Below are 23,753 nucleotides of genomic sequence, written 5' to 3'. Positions count from 1 at the left end.
AATACATGGAAAGCTCAAACTTGATGCTGCGAGAAGTTCCGAACGAAGATAGACCGCGAGAGCGTATGCTCCAATTGGGAGCGGGGGCGTTAAGTCATGCCGAGTTGCTTGCCATTTTATTAAGGACTGGAACGATAGCAGAATCCGCTATTCATTTGGCTAGCCGGATTCTAAGCGAAAGCGGCGGGCTTCGCAGTCTTGTTGATATGAGTAAGGATCAGCTAACTCAAATCAAGGGCATAGGTGATGCGAAGGCGTTGCAAATTCAAGCGGGTATTGAGCTAGGCCGCAGGTTGGCCAAAAGCTCGTACGAAGAGCGAGTCACTATTCGTTCTCCGAAGGATATCGCGGATTTGATGAGTGAGGATCTTCGATATTTACAAAAAGAGCATTTCGTTTGCTTGTTTTTGAACACGAAGAATCATGTCATCGCACAGGAAACCTTGTCTATGGGCAGCTTGAATGCATCCATTGTTCACCCGAGGGAAGTGTTTCGGGCGGCTATCAAACGAAGCAGTGCCTCCATCATTTGTGTACATAATCATCCCAGTGGGGATCCAACACCAAGCCCAGAAGATATTAGTCTGACTGGTCGATTAGTAGAAGCTGGAGCAATAATTGGTATTGAAGTGTTAGATCATGTTATCATTGGAGATCAGAGATTTATAAGTTTGAAGGAACAAGGCTTTATGTAATATAATAGAACACGCAACAGGAAAGGAGCCGTTTGTATGTTTGGTGGTTTTACGAAAGATCTAGGGATTGATTTGGGTACTGCGAATACATTGGTGTATGTGAAAGGCAGAGGAATTATCGTTAGGGAGCCTTCTGTGGTCGCCCTTCGTACCGATACGAAAACAATTGAGGCAGTAGGTGAATCTGCTAAAAAGATGATTGGCCGCACACCTGGTAATATCCGTGCAGTTCGTCCGATGAAAGATGGCGTCATCGCCGATTTCGACACGACAGCAACCATGATTCGTTACTTTATTCGACAAGCGCAGAAGCAACGTTGGTTATTTCCACGACATCCGAATGTTATGGTCTGTGTACCTTCGGGTATTACAGCCGTAGAAAAGCGTGCTGTTGAAGATGCAACGAAGCAAGCAGGAGCAAGAGAAGCTTACACGATCGAGGAACCGTTCGCTGCTGCAATTGGTGCGGATCTGCCTGTATGGGAACCAACAGGGAGTATGGTCGTCGATATCGGCGGTGGAACAACGGAAGTTGCAGTCATCTCGCTTGGCGGCATTGTTACCAGCCGATCCATACGTATCGCAGGCGATGAAATGGATGAAGCCATTATTCAGTATATTAAACGTACTTACAATCTCATGATCGGAGAGCGTACAGCAGAAACGTTGAAGATCGAGATTGGTTCGGCGCTCACGATGGAGAAGACGGAATCCATTGAGATTCGTGGTCGTGACCTCGTTAGCGGCTTACCGAAAACAATGAGTGTAACGTCGGCCGAAATTACGGAATCATTGTCTGACACGGTAAGTGCCATTGTGGAAGCAGTGAAGGTCACACTTGAGAAATGTCCACCTGAGTTGTCAGCGGATATTATGGATCGTGGGATTGTGTTAACAGGTGGAGGCGGATTACTTCGTAATCTGGATCGTCTTCTAGCAAGAGAGACGGGGATGCCGGTATTGGTTGCCGAAAATCCATTAGATTGTGTTGCGATTGGAACGGGACGCGCATTAGAAAATATTCATTTATTTAAGAACAAATCAGGTTCTGGTTCAAGGTATAAGGGTTAATTATCGTTAGAAGGTGCTAATTTGTTTAAATTCATGGGAAATAAAAGACTTATTTTTCTTATGTCCGGTTTAGTCTGTTTCTTTATTCTTATGGGACTAACGCTCGGTAATCGAGGGCCAATAACATGGCCTGAGAAATTTGTCAAAGACTCCGTTTCATGGACGCAAGGACTCTTGTACAAGCCCGCTGCGCAGGTAGCGGGTTTCTTTGAAGATATCAGGCAGCTGCGAGTCATTTATGAAGAAAATAAAACATTGAAGCTGACACTCACGCAGTATGCGCGAGATACACAGCGATTGAATGAGCTAGAATCACAGAACAAACGGCTTACGGAAGAGTTAGGCTTCACAGAACGCCAGCGGCAAGCTAACAATTACACCTATCGTATTGCAGAGGTTGTAACCATTGATCCGGATCCGTACAATAGCACCGTAACGATTAATTTAGGTGATAAAGATGGGATTAAGGAAAACATGGCGGTCATGACGGTTGATGGCTTAGTAGGTCGAGTGAGTAAAGTGTTTGGCTTTCACTCCAATGTTCAACTCCTAACGGAAACCAATGATACGGATAATAACTCCAAAGCGATTGCCGTTACGGTGAAAGGGAATGAGACACAGCCATTTGGGATGATCGAGTCGTATGATCCCAAATTAGGTGAATTGGTGATGAATAAGGTCGAACATGCGGACGACATGAAAGTCGGAGATATGATTATTACCTCAGGATTGGGACAGGTTTTTCCTAAAGGGATTGAAGTTGGAACGATCTCGTCTATTGGGCCTGGAGAGTTTGGTATTACTTACAAAGTGATGGTGAAGCCGAAGGCTTCCTTTAATCGCATTCGTGAAGTATTCGTTGTTGAAGTTCCGGAAGTGAAATGAGGTGAGCCGACAAATGAATAGACATGTCTTATGGCTCATCCTGTTCGGATTATTTATTCTCCAAGGTACTTTAGTCGTTTGGCTGTTGCCAGCCTCTTGGCAATCTATTGTCTATGTAACTCCGCACTTAACCTTGGTCTTCATTCTATTTATCGGACTTTTCCATCATCGTCATGCTGCTTTACTTTATGGGCTTCTGTTTGGATTGTTGCAAGATTTCACTTATTATGGAGCTATGCTAGGTGTATACTCATTTGGCATGGGGCTTGCAGGCTATTTGGCGGGACTCGCTCAACGAAAGCAGCCTAATTTAATATTTTACAACTTGCTCATAACAAGCTTAGGTTTACTATTATTTGAGTTTTTGAATTATGGGATCAATCGCTTATTTAAGCTGATTGCAATTGACTTAAATTTTGCTCTCACCCATTACATGCTCCCAAGTGTTCTTTTTAATTTACTTGTGGCCTTGATTTGCTACGTTCCCATTCGCAAACTGCTAGAAGGAAAGCGGCTCGCGGCTTCAGGGAAGGAAGATTAATTTTCCAGGCGATAAGCAGGAGAAACCAGAACAAGGGCCGAAATGTATAGGTTGGGAGGTCGTCATGCCATTATGTCTGTAGCGAAGCACCATGTGATGATAAAAGGGGTCAAGGATGGCCTTGTTTTTTTACTAAATGACGCATGCGATTGGCAAGAGCTGTTGCAAGAACTGCAGCATAAACTCGAGAAAACGCATCAACAAATATTAACGGGACCTATTATTCATGTGAATATCAAATTAGGCAGCCGCGAGGCCACAGATGAGCAGAAGGAAGAGATTCGTTCTGTCATTAAGCAGAAGGGGAATCTCTTGATTCAATCTATCGAAAGTGAACCGCTTAAGGTAGAGGCACCAGTGGAGCCTAAGGCTACCATGACTACGCTTAGAGGGATGATCCGTTCGGGACAAACCCTTCATAATGAAGGCGATTTACTTTATTTAGGTGATGTTAATCCAGGTGGTAATATTACAGCCACAGGGAACATTTACATCATGGGTTCCCTTCGTGGTATGGCTCACGCGGGGACAGATGGAGATGAGAAAGCGATCATTGCTGCTTCTCACATGCGTCCAACGCAATTACGAATTGCCGGAGTTATTAGTCGTTCTCCTGATGAGTGGGGAATCGAAGAGGCTTTTATGGAATTTGCTTATGTCAAAGAAGGTAAAATGGAAATCGATAAGCTGCATCAACTACATCGGATTTGGCCGGATGCTCCTGTCAAATAGCTGGTAAAAATATAGGTCTGGGGTGAGGAATATGGGAGAGGCTATCGTTGTCACCTCAGGTAAAGGTGGCGTTGGTAAAACGACGACTTCCGCTAATCTGGGGACTGCACTTGCACTTCTTGGTAAGAAAGTATGCATGGTGGATACGGATATTGGTTTACGTAATCTAGATGTGGTAATGGGTTTAGAAAATCGGATTATTTACGATCTTGTGGATGTTGCGGAAGGGCGTTGCCGATTGCCACAGGCGTTAATTAAAGATAAGCGGTTTGACGAGCTGTATTTGTTGCCGGCAGCACAAACGAAAGACAAGCATGCCGTATCTCCAGAACAAGTGCGGACGATAATATTAGAGCTCAAAAATGATTTCGAATACGTCATTATTGATTGTCCCGCTGGGATCGAGCAGGGCTTCAAAAACGCGGTTGCTGGTGCAGACAAAGCAATTGTCGTGACGACACCGGAAAATGCAGCTGTACGTGATGCGGATCGGATCATAGGCCTGCTGGAAAATGAGAAAATATCTTCACCAAAGCTTGTCATTAATCGTATTCGTCCTCAGATGGTGAAAAAGGGCGAGATGCTGGACATCGACGAAATCTGTTCGGTACTTGCTATTGATTTATTAGGAATCGTACCGGATGATGAGCATGTTATTAAGGCCGCTAATTTAGGTGAGCCAACGGTGATGAATCCTTCATCGCGCGCAGCCATCGCTTATCGGAATATCGCCCGGCGTATTGTTGGCGATACGGTGCCGCTCATGCAGCTTGAGGATAGAACCGGTTGGGTTAAACGTATGAAAAAGTTTATTGGAATAGGATGAGGGTTCTGTGTTTGCCAAGCTGAAAAACATTGATATTCCAATTGTTGTCATTCTGTTCGCCTTTATGGTCATAAGCACGATGATGGTATACAGTGCTTCTGTTGACCATCCGACGATTAACATCGGCATTATGAAGATTTTGGCGCTCTATGCGGTAGGATTAATCGCTTTTGTATGCTGCAGTTTATTTGATTACCGTGTACTCATTCGAATTGCTCCTTATTTATATGGGATCGGGATTGTATCGTTAATTACCGTTTATTTTTTCGGGAAGAAAATTCATGGAGCACGCGGCTGGTTTGAGCTTCCAGGCGGGTTGACCTTTCAACCTGCGGAGCTCGTCAAGCTCATCCTGATTATTTGTATCACGGCTCTCCTTGCCAAGCGTGGTGGAGACCTGCTTCAAGTGACAAATGACATTATTCCCGTCGGGCTGGCCGTTCTAGTCCCTTTCGTCCTCGTGCTTATTCAGCCGGATTTAGGAAATGCGATCATATTTATTATTATTTTGCTGGGGATGCTATGGATCGGGAATATCAAGTATTCTCAAGTACTCATTAGTATCCTTGTCGTGGTCGGTGCCGGCTTTCTCATGCTGACGCTGTATAAACATTTTCATGATAGCTTATTCGAGATGCTTAAAGGGTACGGCTTCAGCCATTGGATGGATCGTATTGATACGTTCCTCTATCCGCAGGATGTGTCCGCTGATGATAATTATCAGGTTCGTAATGCGGTTCGTGCCATTGGTTCAGGCGGGCTGGAAGGTGAAGGTTTCTTAAAGGGAACATCCGTGCACAGTAATTTTATTCCCTTTGCCTATTCGGATTCGATATTCGTTGTCGTTGGAGAAGAGTTCGGCTTTCGAGGTTCTGCGGTTCTATTGCTTATTTATTTTCTACTTATTTACCGGATGATCCTGATCTCTATTCAAAGTTCTCAATTAGGCGGAGCCTATATCGTCGTTGGCGTTGTATCCATGTTCGTATTTCAAATATTCGAAAATGTCGGAATGATGATCGGAATTATGCCGTTGACCGGTATTACGCTACCTTTCGTTAGTTACGGAGGAACGTCACTCCTCATCAATATGCTCTCACTTGGGCTTGTTATGAGTGTGAAGCTGCATCAGGAGCGTGCACCTGAATTGTTTTAATGGGCGATACTCGAAAAGTCCGTGACCCTCGTGGGTTGCGGGCTTTTTTTGCGCTTTGAAGCGCCTCGACGAAGGCGTGGGAATGCCGTTTTCATGCAAATCAACAAACGTTTGCGCAAATTTTGGCACGATATACGATCAATGTTTAAATCAAAAATAAATTGACAATAAAGCGTTTTCAAAATATAGTTATTTTACAAATACATGCTTTAAAACGTTTTTAAAACCTAAGGGCAATGCTTTCTGGACGGTGCCCCCGTTCGGAACAACCCCGTTATCTCAGTCTCGAGATGGCGGGGTTTTTGCGTTCAAATGGGCGGGTTTCTTTCTTCTATTTGCGCAAACGTTTGCACTATTTTAAACAAGGAGGAATTGCATTCATGAAGGTATCATCATCCAAAAGAGGCTTGTCGTACACAGCTCTACTTACAACACTGTTGCTGATGGTCCAGTTGATGGCAGGTTTATTTCCGTTACGGGCTTATGCAGCGGAGATTCCTGTGGAAACTGGCATTGAACAACCAGGTGGCAACACGCAATGGTATTTAGCTGGAAGCTTTCAAGGTTGGAACAACCAAAATCCTGACACCAAGATGAAGCATATCGTTGGCGATTACTATGAGTATTCACGTGATTTTGAACCTGGACATTATGAATTCAAATTTGTTAAGAATGGAACATGGGATGGCTTTAGTGATAGCGGCAACAATTTTGCCTTCGATCTCGCAAGCGCCACGAAAGTGAAGTTCTATATCAACGAAGCGCTGAATAAGGCGAAAATTTCAATTCCGAGTGTTCATGGCTTGGAGCAATATGTACCGCAAAAGGCTGATAACGAGTGGCCCCGATTAGTAGGTTCCATTCAGAAATTGTTTGGTGAGCATGAATGGGCTCCTACTGAGGCGGCACAATTTTTTGTAGACTATAACCTCGATGGCACGGTCTATAAGCTGCAACGCACGGTTCCACCAGGAAGTTATGAAGCCAAGGTCACTTTTTCAAATGATTGGAACGGTAATGATTATGGTGTGCCAGACGGCAATGGGAATCTCAAGCTTGTAACGTTAGACGAGGCGAATGTGACATTTTCGATAGACTACTCTGCTGTAAACAAGGTGCTGTCGCATGATTACATTGCGAAGGACAGTGTGTTTGATGGGCAGATTAAGAAGGATGGGCTGGCTTTTGACAGCCGTTCCATTACGTATAAGAAGCCTTTTGGCGCAATCAAAGCGGGCAATGAAGACGTGACGCTCCGGATTTCGGCGAACAAAGGCGATGTGCAATTTGCTAAGGCTGAGCTGACAGCTCCGGACGGTCTTTCGAATGCTTTTATGATGAAGAAGGCAACGACGGTAGAAGGCAAAGATTATTTCGAAGTCATGATTCCCAAAAGTACGTTCGCTGGAAAAATTGGGATCTGGGGCTACAAATTTATTCTCGTGGATGGGACTACCAAGATCGAATACGGGGATGATGGCGCCAGTGGCGGAACAGGCAGCACGAGTGATGAGGGTGCTTTGCCGTATAATTTGACCGTTTATGATCCGAATTACCAAACGCCAGATTGGATGAAAAATGCGGTCGTCTATCAAATTTTCCCGGATCGTTTCTTTGATGGAAATTCGGATAACAACCGGGCCAAGCTCGTAGATGGCGCAAGAGGCGCATTGGAAAGCCAGTACGCTACCTCCAAAGGCGGGCAAAAGCTGCAATATTTCGATGGAGGTGTGACCAGTGACCCTGCCAGCAATCAAGTGTGGGGAACTTGGGGTGATATCCCTGAAAACCCGGATCGGAAAACACCGGTAAATGCACCTTATTTTCCAGATGCTAAGACCGATGGAGCATGGACCAATGAATTTTATGGCGGAGATATTCAAGGTATTCAGCAGAAACTTGGCTATCTGAAAGCACTAGGCATTACAGCTGTCTATCTAAACCCTGTTTCTTGGGCAGCCTCTAATCATAAATATGATGCGACCGATTATAAGCATTTGGATCCAATGTTCGGGGTCCCTGTCTACAATACCCCTAATGATCCTACTTCAGGATTAGATTATACGAAGACACGCGAAGCATCCGATGTAGCGTTTCTTACTTTCACGAAAGCAGCGAAAGCAGTAGGTATTAAGGTCATTAATGATGGGGTCTTCAATCATGTTGGGGATGATTCGATTTATTTTGATCGTTATGAGAAATATCCGGAGATTGGTGCTTATGAGTACTGGTCGAAGGTGTATGATCGAATGAAAGTGACGAATGAGACTAAACAACAGGCGGAAGACGCGATTAAGTTGGTGTTTACCTCTCAAATCAATCCAATGACGGGTCTACACTATCAATACCCAGAAGACTTCAAATATACGAGTTGGTTTACGGTTTTAAATGAAAAGGTCAAAGACAGAGATGGGGTGAACTTGCATTACAAGTATGACGCTTGGTGGGGGTATGATTCCCTTCCTGTGATGGATGCGAAGGACCCGCAAACCGTGGCAACCGAATTGCTGCCAGCGGATACCATGTCACTTCCAGGTCAGCATGAGTGGAACAATATCGACTATCGCGATATGGTGATTGGTCATGATGTGTCGGGTCTGAGCCCTGCCGATGCACAAACAGAAATGCAAGCCGCGAACTCACAGAGATGGCTCTGGATGGGGGCAAACGGTTGGCGCCTCGATGTGGCTCCTGATGTGTCCAGCGGTACGTGGCAGAAGTTCCGTGAAGCTGTCAAATCAACGAAAGGTTTACTAGATGGGAATGGAGATCCCATTGAAGATCCGGTTATTTTAGGCGAAGAATGGGGAGTAGCCACGAGGTTCCTTCTAGGCGATCAGTTTGATTCGGTGATGAACTACCGTTTCCGTAATGCCATTCAAAGCTTTATGAATACGGGAAACAGCGCCCTACTTAATGCGAAGCTTGAGTCCGCACGTGAAGATTATCCGAAAGAAGCTTGGCAAGCGATGCTGAACCTAGTGGATTCTCACGATACTACGCGTTCGGCGACGATCTACGATCATCCAGAATGGGAAGAAGAGCATCTGCAGATTGCCCCTGAGGCCAGCGCGAGAGCGTTGGAGCTGCAAGAACTTACAGCAATTTTCCAAATGGGATATCCTGGCGCACCGACCATATACTACGGAGATGAAGTAGGGTTAACGGGCACGAAGGATCCTGATTCTCGCAGAACGTTCCCGTGGGAACGTGTGACAGAACAAGTGGATGGAACCTATACCGGAAACGGGAATTATGCAGGCATTTTAAATGTGTACCAGAAAGCGGCAGCGATTCGCAATGAGAATGCTGTTTTCCGCACGGGAGATCTTAAGGTTGCCTATGCGCAGGATGATGTCATTGTCTATGCTCGCAAAAATGAGTCGAAGGGCGCTTTACTGGTCATTAATCGCAACTCGGAAGCCAAAACGGTACGTGCTGATGTTGCTGGATTCCTACCTGAAGGGTTAACCTTAGCCGATCAACTCTATGGTCAAGTGCAAGGTTCAGTTGTGAATGGAGGGATTGAATTAACCATTCCGGCGCAAACCGGACTTATGATGGTGTCCACGGTTGATTTGCAGGTTGTTCCACAAGTGTTGAACAGCTCAGCAGTTGGCGGCAACCATCGTGTTGATGTGACATGGGATGCTGTAACGGGGGCAGCAAGCTATCATATCTATCGGGCTGCTATTGAGGGTGGTCAAGTAACGCTAGTTGGGACAACAGCAACGACCTCATTTACAGATACCGCTATTGTCAACGGAACGAAGTACTATTACGCGGTAACGGCGGTAAAAGGTAGTGGAGAGAGCTTCCTAAGCGATATGGTTTCGGCTACTCCAGCATTTTCAATTGGTTATATAGGCACGCCATCTTCCGTTACGGATGCTGTTTACTTACAAGTAGGCCATACGGTGGGCAAAATTAAAGTTGAAATTGGCATTGATGAAGTTACGAATGATCCAGCCTACAATGGGAAGGAAGCAGCGAATCTCTTTGCTAGCTTGGCTTACTATAAACAAGGCTCAGATCCAGCTTATGCACAAGAGACTAAGCTTCGTTACGAGTCGGATTCTACAGGCAATAAAGTGTATTGGGCATCTTTTGAACCAACGGAGTCAGGTTTCTATGATTATTATGTGAAAGCCTCCATGGATAATGGGGAGCATTTTACACAGTCGCCTGTGGTATCAGTTCAAGTGTATACAAACATAGAAGATCAAACACCTCCTGGTGCTCCAACGCTTGCGAATATTAACGTGGAATCCAATCGCGTAGGTCTTAACTGGACGTTGGCGGATGAATCGGTCATGGGCTATGAGGTTTATAAAAAAACAGTTACAGAGGCTACCTATCATAAAATTGCAACAGTAGCGAAGACGCAAATGACGTATATTGACTATGCCGTAAGTAACGATACTGCATATACGTATCTGGTGGCTGCCTTCGATGGAGGCTATAACCGTGCTTTCTCGGAGGAGCGGGCTGTGATGCCGAAATTAGTTATGGTGGACGTTCTACTAAGACTGCGTCTTCCCGACTATACGCCATCCACGGATGGTATCTTCATTGCTGGTGATTTCAATAACTGGAATTCAAGCGGTAATCAACTGCAAGTGCCAAGCGGAGCTACGGATCGTAGAATCGTGGAGTATAGTTTTAAGATGATGGCAGGTAAGTCCATTCAGTATAAATATACGAGAGGTACTTGGGACACAGAAGCTTTCACAAGCCATACCCGCCAAGAGAATGATACGACGGATTACGGAAATTGGGCGTATAGCTCTGAAAATACGAACATGCATCTGACCATTTCCAATCAAGGTGATAACAAAATGGTTGTGGAGGATAACGTGCTTCGATGGGTCGATATGCCGATGTCGATTTCGATGCCCCGGATATCCTTCGGTGATGATATTGTTTATTCTACGGCAGACAGTACGATGAAGCTTAAAGCTGTGGTACCGTATGGAGTCAACTTTACGATTAACGGGACACCGATCTCTGCGGGCAGCATGGATGCCTACGGGAATGTTGAGATTAGCAGCGTACCTTTGAAAACCGGATTAAATACGTTTGTGCTTCATATTGAACCTAGTATGGAAACACTGAACCAACCATGGTATGAAGACAAAGGTAGGAAAGGTCAAGCAACCAAGACGGTTACAATATCCGTGACGAGGACGAGTGAGGATGCATCGGCACCAGATTCACCGCTGTTGAACCCAACTCCAGTTGAACCAGAAGGTGATAATGATCAACTGGTGACTTCAGCAGATTTCAAGAAAAATGCCAACGGCAGTTTGACCGTGGATGTAGATGCTGGGCACAACGGGATCCGGATTCCTATTGCTGTTATTAAAAGTGCGGGGAGTGCCCCGATTATTCTTCAAAAAGAAAACGTATCTGTCACGTTGCCTTCTGAGGTATTGCAAATTGTTCAAGGACTTGTTCCTGTAGAATCACTGCAAGATGCTCAGATTCACTTGACTGCAACGCCTGTAAGCAAGGCGGATAATGAGAAGTTGTTATCACAGCCGGGGGTAACCCTCGCCAGTACGGTGTATGAGTTCACCTTGTCTGTCGTAACAAAAGAGAATAAGGTTTACACATTGACGCACTTTGATAAACCCATCACATTAACTTTCAAGCTCTTACCAGGAGCTGACCATAAGCTCACAGCTGTTTATTACGTGCGTGATGATGGTACGATCGAATATGTTGGTGGAACGATTCAAGGCGACACGCTGACTGTTAATGTGAGTCATTTTAGTCAATATGCAGCTCTTCAAATTGATAAGATCTATACAGATGTGCCAGCAGATCACTGGGCCTTCTCTGTTATCAAGGAGCTAAGTGCCAAACATATCGTAGATGGAATGACAGACTCGCTGTTCGCTCCCGATAACAAAGTGTCTAGAGCACAATTTGCTGCTTTGCTAATAAGAGCATTAGGTAAGGAGGCCGCAGGTCCGCAGCCATTCGAGGATATTGAGCAAGGTGCTTGGTATGCGGCATCCGTTGCAACTGCATTTAACCTTGGCATCATTTCCGGACGTGATGAGCACCATTTTGCTCCAGAAGCGCCCATTACGCGTGAAGAGATGGCTGCTATGATTGTGCGCGCATACGAAGTGAAGCATGGAGGCTCCAAGCCAACTTTGCCAAGTACGGCGACATCCTTTACGGATGCTAATTTGATAAGCGATTGGGCGCAAAATAATGTTCAAACAGCTGTCAGTTTGGAATTGTTACATGGCAGAGATGAACATACATTTGCTCCACAAGGCATAACAACTCGTGCAGAAAGCGCACAGGTCATCTACAATTTGCTTCACCCTTAAGATTTGTAGCAAGCTGCCGTGAGGCAGCTTGTTTTTGTACGCCGGAACTGTCACATAATCTTGTCCATTCGCTCATAGGCTGTACTAATGGAAGTCTATAAGGAGGGGATTCTATGGTTATAAAAGATAAAGTAAAGCAGCGCCGATTAGAACGACTTCGCCATTTGCGAGAATCGTCGGAAGCAACTCTTGGGAACGGAAGCTCACTCAGATCCTCTCAGCCGGCCGAATACATATTGCCAACACGTCCGAACGACGAAATGCCACTATATGCTGATTCTGACAGGAGAAGGCGTATGGAGGACCCTGAATTTGCGTGGAGACAGAAAATCATGATGGATACTGCAAACGATGATGACGAAAGAGGGTTGTTCACGCCGCCGTCTCCTCGCAAGATCGCATTCAAACTGCTTATCAGTGGCGTGATATTTGCGGCTGTGTATGGCATGTTTCAGCTAGACAAGCCTTGGGCAATCAAGGGGAAGCTCTATATCACGGCAGCACTTACGCAATCGTATGACTTTACGGCCTTTTCCGCTTGGTATTCCGAGAAGTTCGGCGGCTCACCTTCCTTTATTCCGAGCTTTAACCGTACTGGAAGTGAAGCGGTTATCGTAAGTACCTCGAAGCGCACTTTGTTCGCGCCAGCGAAGGGCGCGGTGATCATTCGATACGATGGGACGCTCCATAAGGGAGTCAATTTGAGCACCGCGGAGTTTGCGCCGGTGTATGCGATGGACACGGGGCAGGTCATTTTCTCAGGCACAGCGGCGGATACGGGATTAACAATTATGATTCGTCATCCAGGAGGTTTGGAATCTCTATATGGGGGACTTAGTGAAGCAAGTGTAGCCGTAGGTGATTGGATGAAGGTTGGAGAGCCCATAGGTAAGGCATCCGCCAAAGATCCAGCAAAAGGGACTATGTACTTTTCTGTGATGAAAGAGGGCGTGACGATCAACCCATCGGATGTGATTACCTTTGATTAAATGGGCGGGGACCAAATATCGATTTCATCCATTATTTACGCTGATCATGATTGGCTGTGCCTTGACAGGGTATTTTCTAGAGGCTATCACCTTATTCGCTATTGTTCTCATTCATGAGCTTGGTCATTTAACTGCCGCAAAAGGCTTCGGCTGGCGGGTGCAAGAAGTACAACTCCTGCCTTTCGGTGGTGTGTTGATTGTTGATGAGCTAGGCACAACATCAACACGAGAGGAATTGATCGTCGCCTTGGCAGGCCCACTTCAGCACGTGTGGATGATCTTGGTGGCGCTGCTGATGAAATCGCTCGATATCGGCAGTGGTAACTGGTGGGACTACTTCATTGAAGCCAATCTCATGATCGGCTTATTCAATCTGATACCCGTAATGCCGCTCGATGGCGGCAAAGTGATGCAAGGCTTGCTAGGCTATATCATGTCGTACCATAACACGATTGTCTATTCGGTTTGGATCAGTATGATACTGAGCGTCTCGATCATTGTGATGGCGATTATACAACTTATGCAAGGTCATCTGCCTATCAATATTCTCGTCATTGGCTTATTTCTTTTGGTGTCAAATTGGTATGCCTACCGGCAAATACCGTACCATTTTCTTCGCTTCCTCATGGGACGCGGATTCCGGGTTGGACAGCTGTTGAGCCGCGGTACAAGAGCGCAGCCCATTGTCATTACGAAGCAGCTAACGATGGCCGAGACGTTGAAGCTTTTTATGCGAGAAAGGTATCACTTGATCTATGTCGTTAACGAAGTAGGGCGCATTCAAGCTGTGCTGCCTGAGCAGCAAATCGTCGGCGGTTATTTAGATGGAAAAAAACCGGGGAGTGCAGTTTCCGATCTTTTCATGTAAAATAACTGGTGAGGTGAACGTGTATGAAGCAACTGATAATTCACTGCGCACCCGAGCTTACTCAAGCGGCATTGCTAGAGGATGGTCGCCTTGTGGAATATGATACGCAGTATCCGCTCGAATCGCAACGTGCAGGCAGCATCTACATGGGCCGCATCGTGAACGTACTTCCTGGCATGCAAGCGGCATTCGTCGATATCGGACTTGCGAAGAATGCCTTTCTTTATATAGACGATCTCCTCCCTGTTCATATAGACAAGCAGCCTAAGATCAAACCTTCCATTACGGAGATTGCTGAAGTTGGGCAGATGTTGATGGTGCAAGTGAGCAAAGATCCACAGGGAACCAAAGGGGCAAGAGTAACTACGCACGTTTCCATTCCGGGTCGATGGATTGTTTATATGCCGGAAGCAGATTATATTGCAATCTCACGTAAAATTGACCTAGAAGCTGAGCGACAGCGTCTAAAACAGCTTGCGGAAGGTAACCTTTTGCCAGGTGAAGGTGTTATCATTCGCACAGGTGCGACAGGTCAAAGCGAAGAAGCGATTCGGGATGATTTGCAAAACTTACGTGATATATGGAGTACGATTCAGGCAAAACAGGAAGAGACTCATGTTCCCGCACAGCTCTACCAAGACCTCGATTTGCTGCCGAAGCTAGCTCGTGATGTGATATCCGATGAGGTTCAAGAAGTATGGATGAGCAATAACAAGGTCTATGAAGAGATGCGAGTACTATTGCGTATGCAGCAGCCGAGCTGGCGAGGCCGCGTCGCTTTCTACGATCGCAGAACACCTATGTTCGATCATTTTGGAGTTACGGAAGAGCTGAACCAAAGCTTTCGTCGTAAAATCTGGCTGCCTAGCGGCGGATATTTAATCATCGATCAAACAGAGGCGTTGACGGTTATTGATGTGAATACGGGAAGATACACGGGTTCTATAGATTTAGAGCAGACCGTTACCGATATTAATCGGGAAGCAGCTGTTGAGATTCCTAGACTTTTGCGACTGCGTAATCTTAGAGGCATTATTATCGTCGATTTCATTGATATGCATGCGGAAGACAATCGTGCGAAGGTTATGGCGAGCATGGCAGAAGCTGTTCGTAAGGATCGCTCCAAGACGACAATCGTTGGTTGGACTAAGCTTGGATTGCTGGAAATGACCCGGAAACGCAAATAAAAGGTTTGCATATGAAAATATAAATGTGATATAATACTCGGAGTGTGTTGTTTAGGCATGCTGTAACCGCACGAAACAGGTCGAAGTACGCGAAGGGATTGGATCCATTCCGTCACCTGCACAAGGCGAGTCTGAGACATGAGGAGGTAATGAAAATGTACGCAATTATTGAAACAGGTGGTAAACAGTACAAAGTTCAAGAGGGCGATGTTCTTTACATCGAGAAATTGAACGCTGCTGAGGGTGAGGTTGTTTCTTTTGATCGTGTGTTCTTGGTTTCCAAAGAAGATGGCCTAGTAGTAGGTGCTCCATTGGTTGCAGGTGCTTCAGTTTCCGCGAAAGTGGAAAAACACGGCAAAGGCGCAAAAGTCATCGTTTATAAGTACAAACCGAAAAAGAACTATCACAAAAAGCAAGGTCATCGTCAACCGTACACAAGAGTAGTAGTTGAGAAAATCCAAGCGTAAGAGACAAGCCTATGATCTACGTGACCATAGAACGTCTTGCACCGGAGTCACCTCAAATCCTTTCTTTTGTAGTGGAAGGCCATGCTGAATATGACGTGCCTGGCAAAGACTTGGTCTGCGCCGCGGTATCAGCGATTTCCGTTGGTACTTGCAATTCGATAGAATCTTTAACCGGTGTGATTCCTATTCACGAAATGGAGCCAGGACTGCTGGATGTAACCATTCCAGATAGTGCACGCAACATGCCTGAAACTTGGGATCAAGTACAGTTGATTATAGAATCGATGGTCGTTATGTTACAAACGATTGAACAAACTTACGGTGACTATATAACGATTGAAACAATCTATCACAAAGGAGGATAACACCATGTTTTTGAAATTGGATCTCCAATTATTCGCTTCCAAAAAAGGGGTAGGTTCCACAAAGAACGGTCGTGACTCGCACTCTAAGCGCCTTGGCGCTAAACGTGCTGACGGTCAAACTGTTACTGCTGGAAGCATTCTCTACCGTCAACGCGGTACGAAAATTCACCCAGGAACGAACGTAGGTATCGGTTCTGATGATACACTTTTCGCTTTGGTACAAGGCGTAGTGAAATTCGAACGTTTTGGCCGCGATCGCAAAAAAGTGAGCGTATACCCAGTTGATGTAGCTCCAGTAGCTGCAGCTCTAGAAGCGTAATTAGAATCCCTGGTGAGCGACAAGTTCATCCAGGGATTTTTTCTCAAAATGCATGGAAAACCTCTAACCGTGATCACTCATTTCGGATGGTCGAGGGCAGAGGTTTTCTCGTTTGTTTGGTGAAGTTTTCCAACCAGCATGATATACTGGATGAACGGTTATAAAGCTGGGAGAACGGGGCGAACGAAGAATGAAGCGATTAGGCAGCGCGCAAGTCTATTTATTAGCACTTGTGCTCATAGGATTGACAGGCATGTTGGTTACAGAACCCTGGATCATCAAAATGGCATTTCTACTAATCATTGTAATAAGTGGGTATGCGGCTTGGAAGTTGGAAGCAAGTCGAACAGAAGAAAAGTGGCTTTCTAAGCTGAAACAGCAAGAACAAGACGATCATCTTAAGCTGATTGCCGTAGTAAATCGCTTGCGGCATGATTGGATGAATGATACCCAAATTTTATTTGGTTACATTCAAATGAAGAAGTTTGATAATTTAAGACCATATATGGAAAAAATAAAAATGACTATGCAGCAGGAAAGCAATCTCTCCAAGCTGGGGATCCCATCTTTCATTGCTTACTTGCTTCAATTCCGTGTTCAGTCCAAAACTTTAGAACTGAATGTGGAGGTCGAACAAGAAATTAATCTTGGACAACTCCCTATTCAAGATGGATTGATCGAACGATTAGTTCGTCAAATGGTTGCTTGTATCCAAGAAAACACGGCATTCGATGTTGGGGAAAGTGGCACACTCAGCTTGGAGTTTGATACGCAAGAAGATAGCTTACTGCTTGATTTTGTATATCAAGGCCCCTACAATCGGGAGCAACTTGAGCAATCAGTTTTAGCACGTTTTTCATCCAAAGTGTCACAGTTTTCGCTTGAAAATGATGAATGGCATGAAGAAGAAGCAGGTATCACATTGCGATTGCCGTTTCATATATAAAGTTGAGGTGTAGAAATGTTTGTTGATAAGGCGAAGGTTTTTGTAAAAGGTGGCGACGGTGGTGATGGGTTAGTTGCTTTCCGCCGTGAGAAGTATGTGCCAGAGGGCGGACCTGCTGGTGGTGACGGAGGTAACGGCGGAGATGTTGTTTTCCGTGTAGACGAGGGTTTACGTACGTTAATGGATTTCCGCTATCAGAAGCACTTTAAGGCGGAACGCGGCGAGAAAGGCCGCAACAAATCGATGCATGGCGCCAATTCGGAAGATATGATTGTTCGTATCCCGCCAGGAACGACGATTATTGATGATGATACGCAAGAAGTGATTGCTGACTTGACTCGTCATGGGCAAGAGGTTGTCGTTGCTAAGGGTGGCCGAGGCGGAAGAGGAAATACGCGCTTCGCAACAGCACGAGTGACGGCTCCTGAGATTGCTGAGAACGGTGAAGAAGGCGTAGAACGTTGGGTTATCCTTGAAATGAAGGTCATGGCTGATGTTGGATTAGTTGGTTTCCCGAGTGTGGGTAAATCTACGTTATTGTCCGTCGTTTCGGCTGCGAAACCGAAGATTGCCGCGTATCACTTTACAACATTGACCCCGAACCTAGGTGTCGTTGATGTTGGCGACGGCCGCAGCTTTGTAATGGCGGATCTACCAGGTTTGATCGAAGGTGCACATGAAGGTGTAGGGCTTGGTCATGAGTTCCTGCGTCACGTAGAACGGACGCGAGTGATCGTGCATGTCGTGGATATGTCGGCTGCGGACGGACGCGATCCTTATGAGGATTTCATCAAAATTAATGAGGAAATCAAGCTCTATAATGCAAAGCTGGAGCAACGTCCACAGATCGTTGTTGCCAACAAGATGGATATGCCGGAGTCCGAAGATAATTTAGCGCTGTTCAAAGAGCAGTTAGCTGCAGATGGTAAGGAGTTTGAAGTCTATCCGATTTCAGCTTTGACGCGCGGCGGTGTTCAGGAACTGCTGTATAAAATTTCGGATATCGTAGAAAGTATTCCTAACGCTCCTGAAGTTGAGGGAGTAGCTGAAACCGAAGAGCGTAAAGTATATCGCTTTGAGAAACGCGAAGAGAATGATTTCACGATTCGTCGTGACAATGATGTATTCATTATTGAGAGCCCGTCGATTGAGAAATTGATCAAACGGACGAATTTCACTACGCAAGATGGGATAGCGCGTTTTGCTCGTATTTTACGTAACATGGGCATTGATGACGAGTTGCGTAAACGTGGCGCTGTTCATGGACAGACGATTCAAATCGGTGATTTTGATTTCGAGTTTGACGAGAAACATTAAGAATAAGAGGCACTTATCCTATAGGATAGGTGCTTTTTTTTATCTAGGTTTGTTTAATGTCACAATACTTGACATCTTTGATTAAAAGCATTACCATTTTGTATATAAAGGATATTTAATGTAAGTAAATATAACATAAATTCATCATTCAATATGCTGGAAGGAGGAGTTGCGATGAAGAGATGGATTCAAGCGATGGGTTCTGATCCCACTCGTATGCGGAATTTGACGTACGATGAGGCTGTGGAAGCTGCTAACCAAATGGCGAAGGGGGAATCGACAGATGCACAGTGTGCGGCATTCTTAATGGCATTATGTATGAAAGGGGAAGCAGATGAGGAATTGATGGCTTTTATCGATGTGTATCGCGGCTACTCCTTACATTACCATACTCAGCCGAATTCGCTTAATTCAACAGGGCCAACGGAAGGACGGAAACGATTTCCAATCACCCTGCCAGTTAGCCTATTGCTCGCATCGGTGGGGTTCACACAGGTGATGCACGGTGGTGAGGCGCTTCCGTCACGGCAAGGGATAGCACTCAAGGAAATCGTAGAAAGCTTTGGTGTGTGTTTGCATCTTTCTAGGAAGGCTTGGCAATCGATGATAAGCCGTCTGCATATCGGTTTTCTTCCTACGGAGCAGCTGTGTCCGCCGATCGGGCGACTGAAGCAGGTCAGAGAACAACTCGGTATACGAACGGTGGTTGATACCATAGAGAGAGTTTTGAACCCTGTGCTTTCGACGAATCTCATTATTGGTGTGCATCAGCGTAAGGCCATGGAGTCCCTGATTCCAATTTCGATCCGCTCTGGTTTTCAACAAGCCTATATCGTTAGCGGAATTGATGGTTCTGAGGATTTACCCCTTTATGAGAATAGTACGATTCGGATTGTGACACCATGGGGGGATGAGTCTCGTGTTGTTGAGCCGCAGAAATTTGGATTCACAAGCACCCCCATGCCTTCCCTCACGAAAGAGGATCAAATCATTATGGTGAAACGAATTATTGCTGGTGAGGATGGCATTGATGTAAAACGCGAGCGTGATCATGTTATTTTCAATACGGGTTTAAGGTTAAAATGGTTTGATAAGGTAGACAGTTATGAGGAAGGTTTTCAGCTTGCAAGAGATTTGCTGCAACGTAAAGAAGCACAAAAAATCATGCAGCGATGGATCGATCAGAGTCAGCATTGGATGCTGCAGGATCCTGCAGACAGCGATGATTCCTCAACGAAAATCGGATGAAGGCCTTACCATGATGCTGGTTCTCAGCAGCAAATGGGGGGCTTTTTTTTGTGGGGGTCGCGCAATTGGTAGATGTTACAGCTAAAACTTAATCAATGGATATGTTACCATTTACTAGTGTCATTGTGATTCGTACGTACAAAACGCTGGGAGGATTACAACATGAAGAAACAATTACTCGCTTTTGCACTTGTCCCATCTCTCATATTTGGTGCTGTTACAGTCCCATTACCTAAAGCAGCGTCTGCTGCAACCACTGGTGAAGTTGTTAGCAGTGTAAGTTTTCGACAAAGCCCCGACGAGAATTCAGCCCGTATCCGCTATTTAAAAGCTGGGGAGCCTGTCTCCATCATAGAGAAAGTGAATGCCTACTGGTATAAAATTCAAGTAACTAATGGGCAAATCGGTTATGTCTCTACGAGTGCTAAGTACATTCAAGCAAGCGGTCAAACCACTACGCCAGCGTCGGGAACAGGACGCATCGTTGCTAGTGTGAGCTTCCGAACGGCAGCTGATCAGAACTCGACACGGATCCGATATCTGAAAGCTGGTGAAACCGTACAGATCCTTCAGAAAGTAAATGCCTATTGGTATAAAGTCAAAGCTTCAGATGGCCGCGAAGGTTACGTTAGTGCAAGCCCTACATACATTACAACCTCCGCTGTAGCAACATCTCCTGGAACTAACACGGGGGGGACAACGAGTGAAAAGATTCAAAAAGTGATTGCGGCAGGCAAAAAGTACTTAGGAACACCATATGAATACGGGTCCAGTCGTGATAACACGTCTACGTTCGATTGTTCTGATTTTGTACATCAGGCATTCTTAGACGGTATTGGACTGAATCTGCCGACAGACTCTAGAGGTCAAGGTGCGTATGTGAAATCTCTTGGGCACAATGTCACCGACTGGCATAACCTAAAGGTTGGCGACCTCATGTTCTTTATGTCCTATAAAGGAACGGCACAATCCAATTACGCGGGTATAAATAAGTCTACACAAACGATTACACATGTGGCTATCTATTTAGGTAATGGTCAAATCTTATCGACCTACTCGAAAGAAAGTGGCGGTGTCCGAATTGATTCCATTGCGAATCGACACTGGGAATACCGCTTCCTATTCGGAGGCAGTGCCCTATAATACGGCTATAGAACTACTATAACCAATGGCAAATAAAGAGCAGACAACGAGAATTCGTTGCCTGCTCTTTTCAGTACCATCAGTTAAATTTGCAGTGGATCTAATAAGGGATTCCAATGAATTGTAGGTGAATACGTTTCTGAATGGATTCCCGCTGAACCTACCCATGGATGAGATGTTGGGCCGACGGTGAAATAATGTTCGAGTAAACAGCGGAAAATATAAGGCATAGGTCGGTCTAAGACAGTCGCTCTAGGAATCCAATACAGATCGCCTTCAGAGGTAACGATGCGTGGAACCACATTCGTCTTGCCTACATAGAAAAATTGCTGACGTATTTCTTGGCCATTGAGCCGAAGTAAGACGTATTGCAGACGTAAGTCTTGAATTTCATCCTGCTCAATGCCTGTTTCTTCCCATATTTCCCGCAGGCAGGCGGTTCTTGGTTGGCTAATTTCATGAGGCTCGAGATGACCGCCAATAGCGGCCCATAAGCCTGGCGAGAGCGTGCGGGTTAACGCGCGTTTCATCATAAGAAGCTGGTCATGTTCGTTCCATAGGAGTGCGGTAGAAATCATACGTAATGTAATCATGGAGAGGTCCCCTCCCTTTGAATTCTGTCTCAGCTTATCATAGAAAGGGAGGGGGCTGCAAAAGGCGAATGCTTGGATGTATTTTGCCTATTGCTTCACAAGGCATGTTTCGATATAATGTCCTCTATAGAGAAACATTAGTCTTTTTGGAGAGGACGGTAGTAAGGTGCCGGAGAGCAAAGAGTTTCTTCCAACCATGAAGCACATCGGACCTGAGAGGTACTACTTAGTCCGTGAGGATATTCTTCCAGAAGGTGTTCTAAAGACAGCACAGGCCAAAGAGTTACTTGCACGTGGTGAGGTCAAGACGATTCACGACGCCGTAGAGCAAGTTGGGCTGAGCCGTAGCGCCTTCTATAAGTATAAGGATGGCATTCATCCACTCAGTAAGCTGGAACGCGAGCGAATTATTACGATTTCGATGGATTTAGAACATCGGTCTGGGATATTGTCCCGCGTACTCGCACTCATCGCAAATTTGGATGGCAATGTATTGACCATCCATCAGACGATTCCACTGCAAGGTATGGCGAACGTCGTTATTTCACTAGAAATTTCATCCATGGGTGATGAGATTCGGGAAATCGTAGATCGCTTAGGAGCACAAGACGGAGTCAAGCGTGCCATGGTCATCGGTCAAGGCAGTTAAGATAGCACATCATTCAGGAGGTAAATGAAATGAAACCCATCAAGGTTGGTTTACTAGGTTTAGGTACTGTAGGAACAGGTGTAGTCCGTATCGTGGAAGGACATCAAGAAGATTTGCAGCGTCAAACAGGTTCTGCCATTGAAATTGCCAAAATCCTTGTTCAAGATAAATCCAAGCACCGCAACATTTCTGTAGATGCAGAGAAGCTGACAGAGAACGTGTGGGACGTTATTGGCGATAGTGACATCGATATCGTCGTTGAAGTGATGGGTGGCGTGGAAGCAACGAAGGCCCACATTCTAACAGCGCTTGGAAATGGTAAGCACATCATCACGGCCAATAAGGATCTTATGGCGATGCATGGTGCTGAAATTCTAGCCAAAGCGGCTGAAAATAATTGTGATGTCTTTTATGAGGCGAGCGTTGCAGGCGGAATTCCAATTATTCGTGCGCTTGTGGAAGGCTTCTCCTCCGATCGCATCACGAAGATTATGGGGATTGTGAACGGAACGACGAACTACATTTTGACTAAAATGAGTCAAGAAGGCGCGGCGTATGCCGATGTGCTGAAAGAAGCACAGGAATTGGGCTATGCGGAAGCAGACCCGACATCCGATGTTGAAGGCTTAGATGCTGCTCGTAAAATGACGATCTTATCGACGCTAGGTTTTCATGCGAATGTCGCATTGGGCGATGTTGAAGCGAAGGGTATTTCCAAGGTGACGAAGGAAGATATTGGGTACGGTAAGAAGTTAGGCTATGAAGTGAAGCTTCTTGGTATTGCTGAGAATCATGATGGTCATATCTCCGTCAGCGTACAACCGACTATGGTTAAAAATTCGCATCCATTAGCATCCGTTAACGGCGTATTCAATGCCGTTTACGTAACCGGTGAAGCAGTTGGTGAAACGATGTTCTACGGCGCAGGTGCAGGCGAGCTGCCAACGGCTACTTCCGTTGTAGCTGACTTGGTAGCAGTCGTACGTAATTTGAAGCTAGGCATTAATGGACGTACGGTTCAAGCTCCTTACAAAGAGAAGAAGCTTAAAACAGACGAGCAAATTGCATCCAAAAACTTCATCTTACTTCATGTTGAAGATAAAGCAGGCGTGCTCGCCCAAATTACACAAATTTTCGCTGAGCATGAAGTTAGCTTGGAATCCGTATTCCAGCATCCGAATAAATCGAATCCAAAGGCTGAAATCATCATTATTACGCATGATGCGAATCAAGCTAGTATGAAAAATGTATTGAATCAATTCAGATCCATGGACGTTATTCACGCGATTAAGAGCGTGTATCGTGTAGAAGGCTAGAAATCGGACCAGGAGCTGCTTCGTTGCGGCAAAATCAAATGATAGAATTGATATGTTTCACATGAAAAATTGGCTAAATTTCTGGATAAACGC

Annotated in this window: 21 protein-coding genes; 20 read left to right on the top strand and 1 reads right to left on the bottom strand. The window is 45.5% G+C overall.

What is annotated here, in order from left to right; genetic code table 11:
* The first annotated feature begins 5 nt into the window (after positions 1 to 5).
* The 18 genes from radC to AC58P7_RS16290 all read left to right on the top strand — a co-directional run bounded on the left by radC (position 6) and on the right by AC58P7_RS16290 (position 21,102).
* Complete coding sequence (radC, locus tag AC58P7_RS16375) at positions 6 to 695, top strand: RadC family protein (RefSeq protein ID WP_497344597.1); 690 nt, start codon at positions 6 to 8, stop codon at positions 693 to 695.
* A 36-nt stretch (positions 696 to 731) separates the two neighbouring features.
* Positions 732 to 1,766, top strand: a complete 1,035-nt coding sequence (locus tag AC58P7_RS16370) for a rod shape-determining protein (RefSeq protein WP_497344595.1) — start codon at positions 732 to 734, stop codon at positions 1,764 to 1,766.
* A 33-nt stretch (positions 1,767 to 1,799) separates the two neighbouring features.
* A complete protein-coding gene (gene mreC, locus AC58P7_RS16365; protein ID WP_497344593.1) occupies positions 1,800 to 2,651 on the top strand; it encodes a rod shape-determining protein MreC in 852 nt (283 codons plus the stop codon).
* A 13-nt stretch (positions 2,652 to 2,664) separates the two neighbouring features.
* Positions 2,665 to 3,192 carry a rod shape-determining protein MreD gene (gene mreD, locus AC58P7_RS16360; protein ID WP_497344592.1) on the top strand — a complete coding sequence of 176 codons (528 nt, stop codon included), beginning with the start codon at positions 2,665 to 2,667 and terminating at the stop codon, positions 3,190 to 3,192.
* A gap of 72 nt (positions 3,193 to 3,264) precedes the next feature.
* The gene (gene minC / locus AC58P7_RS16355; protein ID WP_497344590.1) at positions 3,265 to 3,924 is read left to right on the top strand and encodes a septum site-determining protein MinC; all 660 of its coding nucleotides are present in this window, start codon (positions 3,265 to 3,267) and stop codon (positions 3,922 to 3,924) included.
* Positions 3,925 to 3,955: 31 nt separating this feature from the next.
* Positions 3,956 to 4,750, top strand: a complete 795-nt coding sequence (gene minD, locus AC58P7_RS16350) for a septum site-determining protein MinD (RefSeq protein ID WP_497344588.1) — start codon at positions 3,956 to 3,958, stop codon at positions 4,748 to 4,750.
* A gap of 7 nt (positions 4,751 to 4,757) precedes the next feature.
* A complete protein-coding gene (locus tag AC58P7_RS16345; RefSeq protein WP_497344586.1) occupies positions 4,758 to 5,906 on the top strand; it encodes an FtsW/RodA/SpoVE family cell cycle protein in 1,149 nt (382 codons plus the stop codon).
* 380 nt (positions 5,907 to 6,286) lie between these two features.
* The gene (locus tag AC58P7_RS16340; protein ID WP_497344584.1) at positions 6,287 to 12,253 is read left to right on the top strand and encodes an alpha-amylase family glycosyl hydrolase; all 5,967 of its coding nucleotides are present in this window, start codon (positions 6,287 to 6,289) and stop codon (positions 12,251 to 12,253) included.
* Positions 12,254 to 12,366: 113 nt separating this feature from the next.
* A complete protein-coding gene (locus AC58P7_RS16335) occupies positions 12,367 to 13,242 on the top strand; it encodes a peptidoglycan DD-metalloendopeptidase family protein (protein WP_497344582.1) in 876 nt (291 codons plus the stop codon).
* Positions 13,235 to 14,110 (top strand): M50 family metallopeptidase, encoded by an 876-nt coding sequence (locus tag AC58P7_RS16330; protein WP_497344580.1) that lies wholly within the window; start codon positions 13,235 to 13,237, stop codon positions 14,108 to 14,110. The genes AC58P7_RS16335 and AC58P7_RS16330 overlap by 8 nt, the downstream gene beginning before the upstream one ends.
* Positions 14,111 to 14,133: 23 nt before the next feature.
* Positions 14,134 to 15,297, top strand: a complete 1,164-nt coding sequence (locus tag AC58P7_RS16325) for an Rne/Rng family ribonuclease (RefSeq protein WP_497344578.1) — start codon at positions 14,134 to 14,136, stop codon at positions 15,295 to 15,297.
* A gap of 155 nt (positions 15,298 to 15,452) precedes the next feature.
* Entirely contained in the window at positions 15,453 to 15,764 is a 312-nt protein-coding gene (gene rplU, locus AC58P7_RS16320) for a 50S ribosomal protein L21 (protein WP_028555793.1), read from the top strand.
* A gap of 11 nt (positions 15,765 to 15,775) precedes the next feature.
* Positions 15,776 to 16,129 (top strand): ribosomal-processing cysteine protease Prp, encoded by a 354-nt coding sequence (locus tag AC58P7_RS16315; protein ID WP_497344576.1) that lies wholly within the window; start codon positions 15,776 to 15,778, stop codon positions 16,127 to 16,129.
* 4 nt (positions 16,130 to 16,133) lie between these two features.
* On the top strand, positions 16,134 to 16,448 hold the full coding sequence (gene rpmA / locus AC58P7_RS16310; RefSeq protein WP_497344575.1) for a 50S ribosomal protein L27: 315 nt from the start codon (positions 16,134 to 16,136) through the stop codon (positions 16,446 to 16,448).
* A 190-nt stretch (positions 16,449 to 16,638) separates the two neighbouring features.
* The gene (locus AC58P7_RS16305) at positions 16,639 to 17,394 is read left to right on the top strand and encodes a Spo0B domain-containing protein (protein ID WP_497344573.1); all 756 of its coding nucleotides are present in this window, start codon (positions 16,639 to 16,641) and stop codon (positions 17,392 to 17,394) included.
* 15 nt (positions 17,395 to 17,409) lie between these two features.
* Positions 17,410 to 18,711, top strand: coding sequence for a GTPase ObgE (gene obgE, locus AC58P7_RS16300; protein WP_497344572.1), 1,302 nt, complete (start codon positions 17,410 to 17,412; stop codon positions 18,709 to 18,711).
* Between the two features lie 174 nt (positions 18,712 to 18,885).
* Positions 18,886 to 19,959, top strand: coding sequence for an anthranilate phosphoribosyltransferase (locus tag AC58P7_RS16295; protein ID WP_497344570.1), 1,074 nt, complete (start codon positions 18,886 to 18,888; stop codon positions 19,957 to 19,959).
* A gap of 162 nt (positions 19,960 to 20,121) precedes the next feature.
* Positions 20,122 to 21,102: a C40 family peptidase gene (locus AC58P7_RS16290; RefSeq protein ID WP_497344569.1), complete on the top strand. Its 981-nt coding sequence runs from the start codon at positions 20,122 to 20,124 to the stop codon at positions 21,100 to 21,102.
* Between the two features lie 83 nt (positions 21,103 to 21,185).
* Here the strand turns inward: AC58P7_RS16290 and AC58P7_RS16285 are convergent, their stop codons facing one another.
* Complete coding sequence (locus AC58P7_RS16285; protein ID WP_497344567.1) at positions 21,186 to 21,695, bottom strand: NUDIX domain-containing protein; 510 nt, start codon at positions 21,693 to 21,695, stop codon at positions 21,186 to 21,188.
* A gap of 196 nt (positions 21,696 to 21,891) precedes the next feature.
* Between AC58P7_RS16285 and AC58P7_RS16280 the strand changes: the two genes are divergently transcribed.
* On the top strand, positions 21,892 to 22,344 hold the full coding sequence (locus AC58P7_RS16280; RefSeq protein ID WP_497344745.1) for an ACT domain-containing protein: 453 nt from the start codon (positions 21,892 to 21,894) through the stop codon (positions 22,342 to 22,344).
* Positions 22,345 to 22,373: 29 nt separating this feature from the next.
* Positions 22,374 to 23,660 carry a homoserine dehydrogenase gene (locus tag AC58P7_RS16275; protein WP_497344565.1) on the top strand — a complete coding sequence of 429 codons (1,287 nt, stop codon included), beginning with the start codon at positions 22,374 to 22,376 and terminating at the stop codon, positions 23,658 to 23,660.
* The last annotated feature ends 93 nt before the right edge of the window (positions 23,661 to 23,753 follow it).

Source organism: Paenibacillus sp. J22FR5 (genome assembly GCF_059691975.1).
The sequence above is the reverse complement of the archived record's forward strand: the minus strand, read 5'-3'. Positions and strand labels throughout refer to the sequence as shown.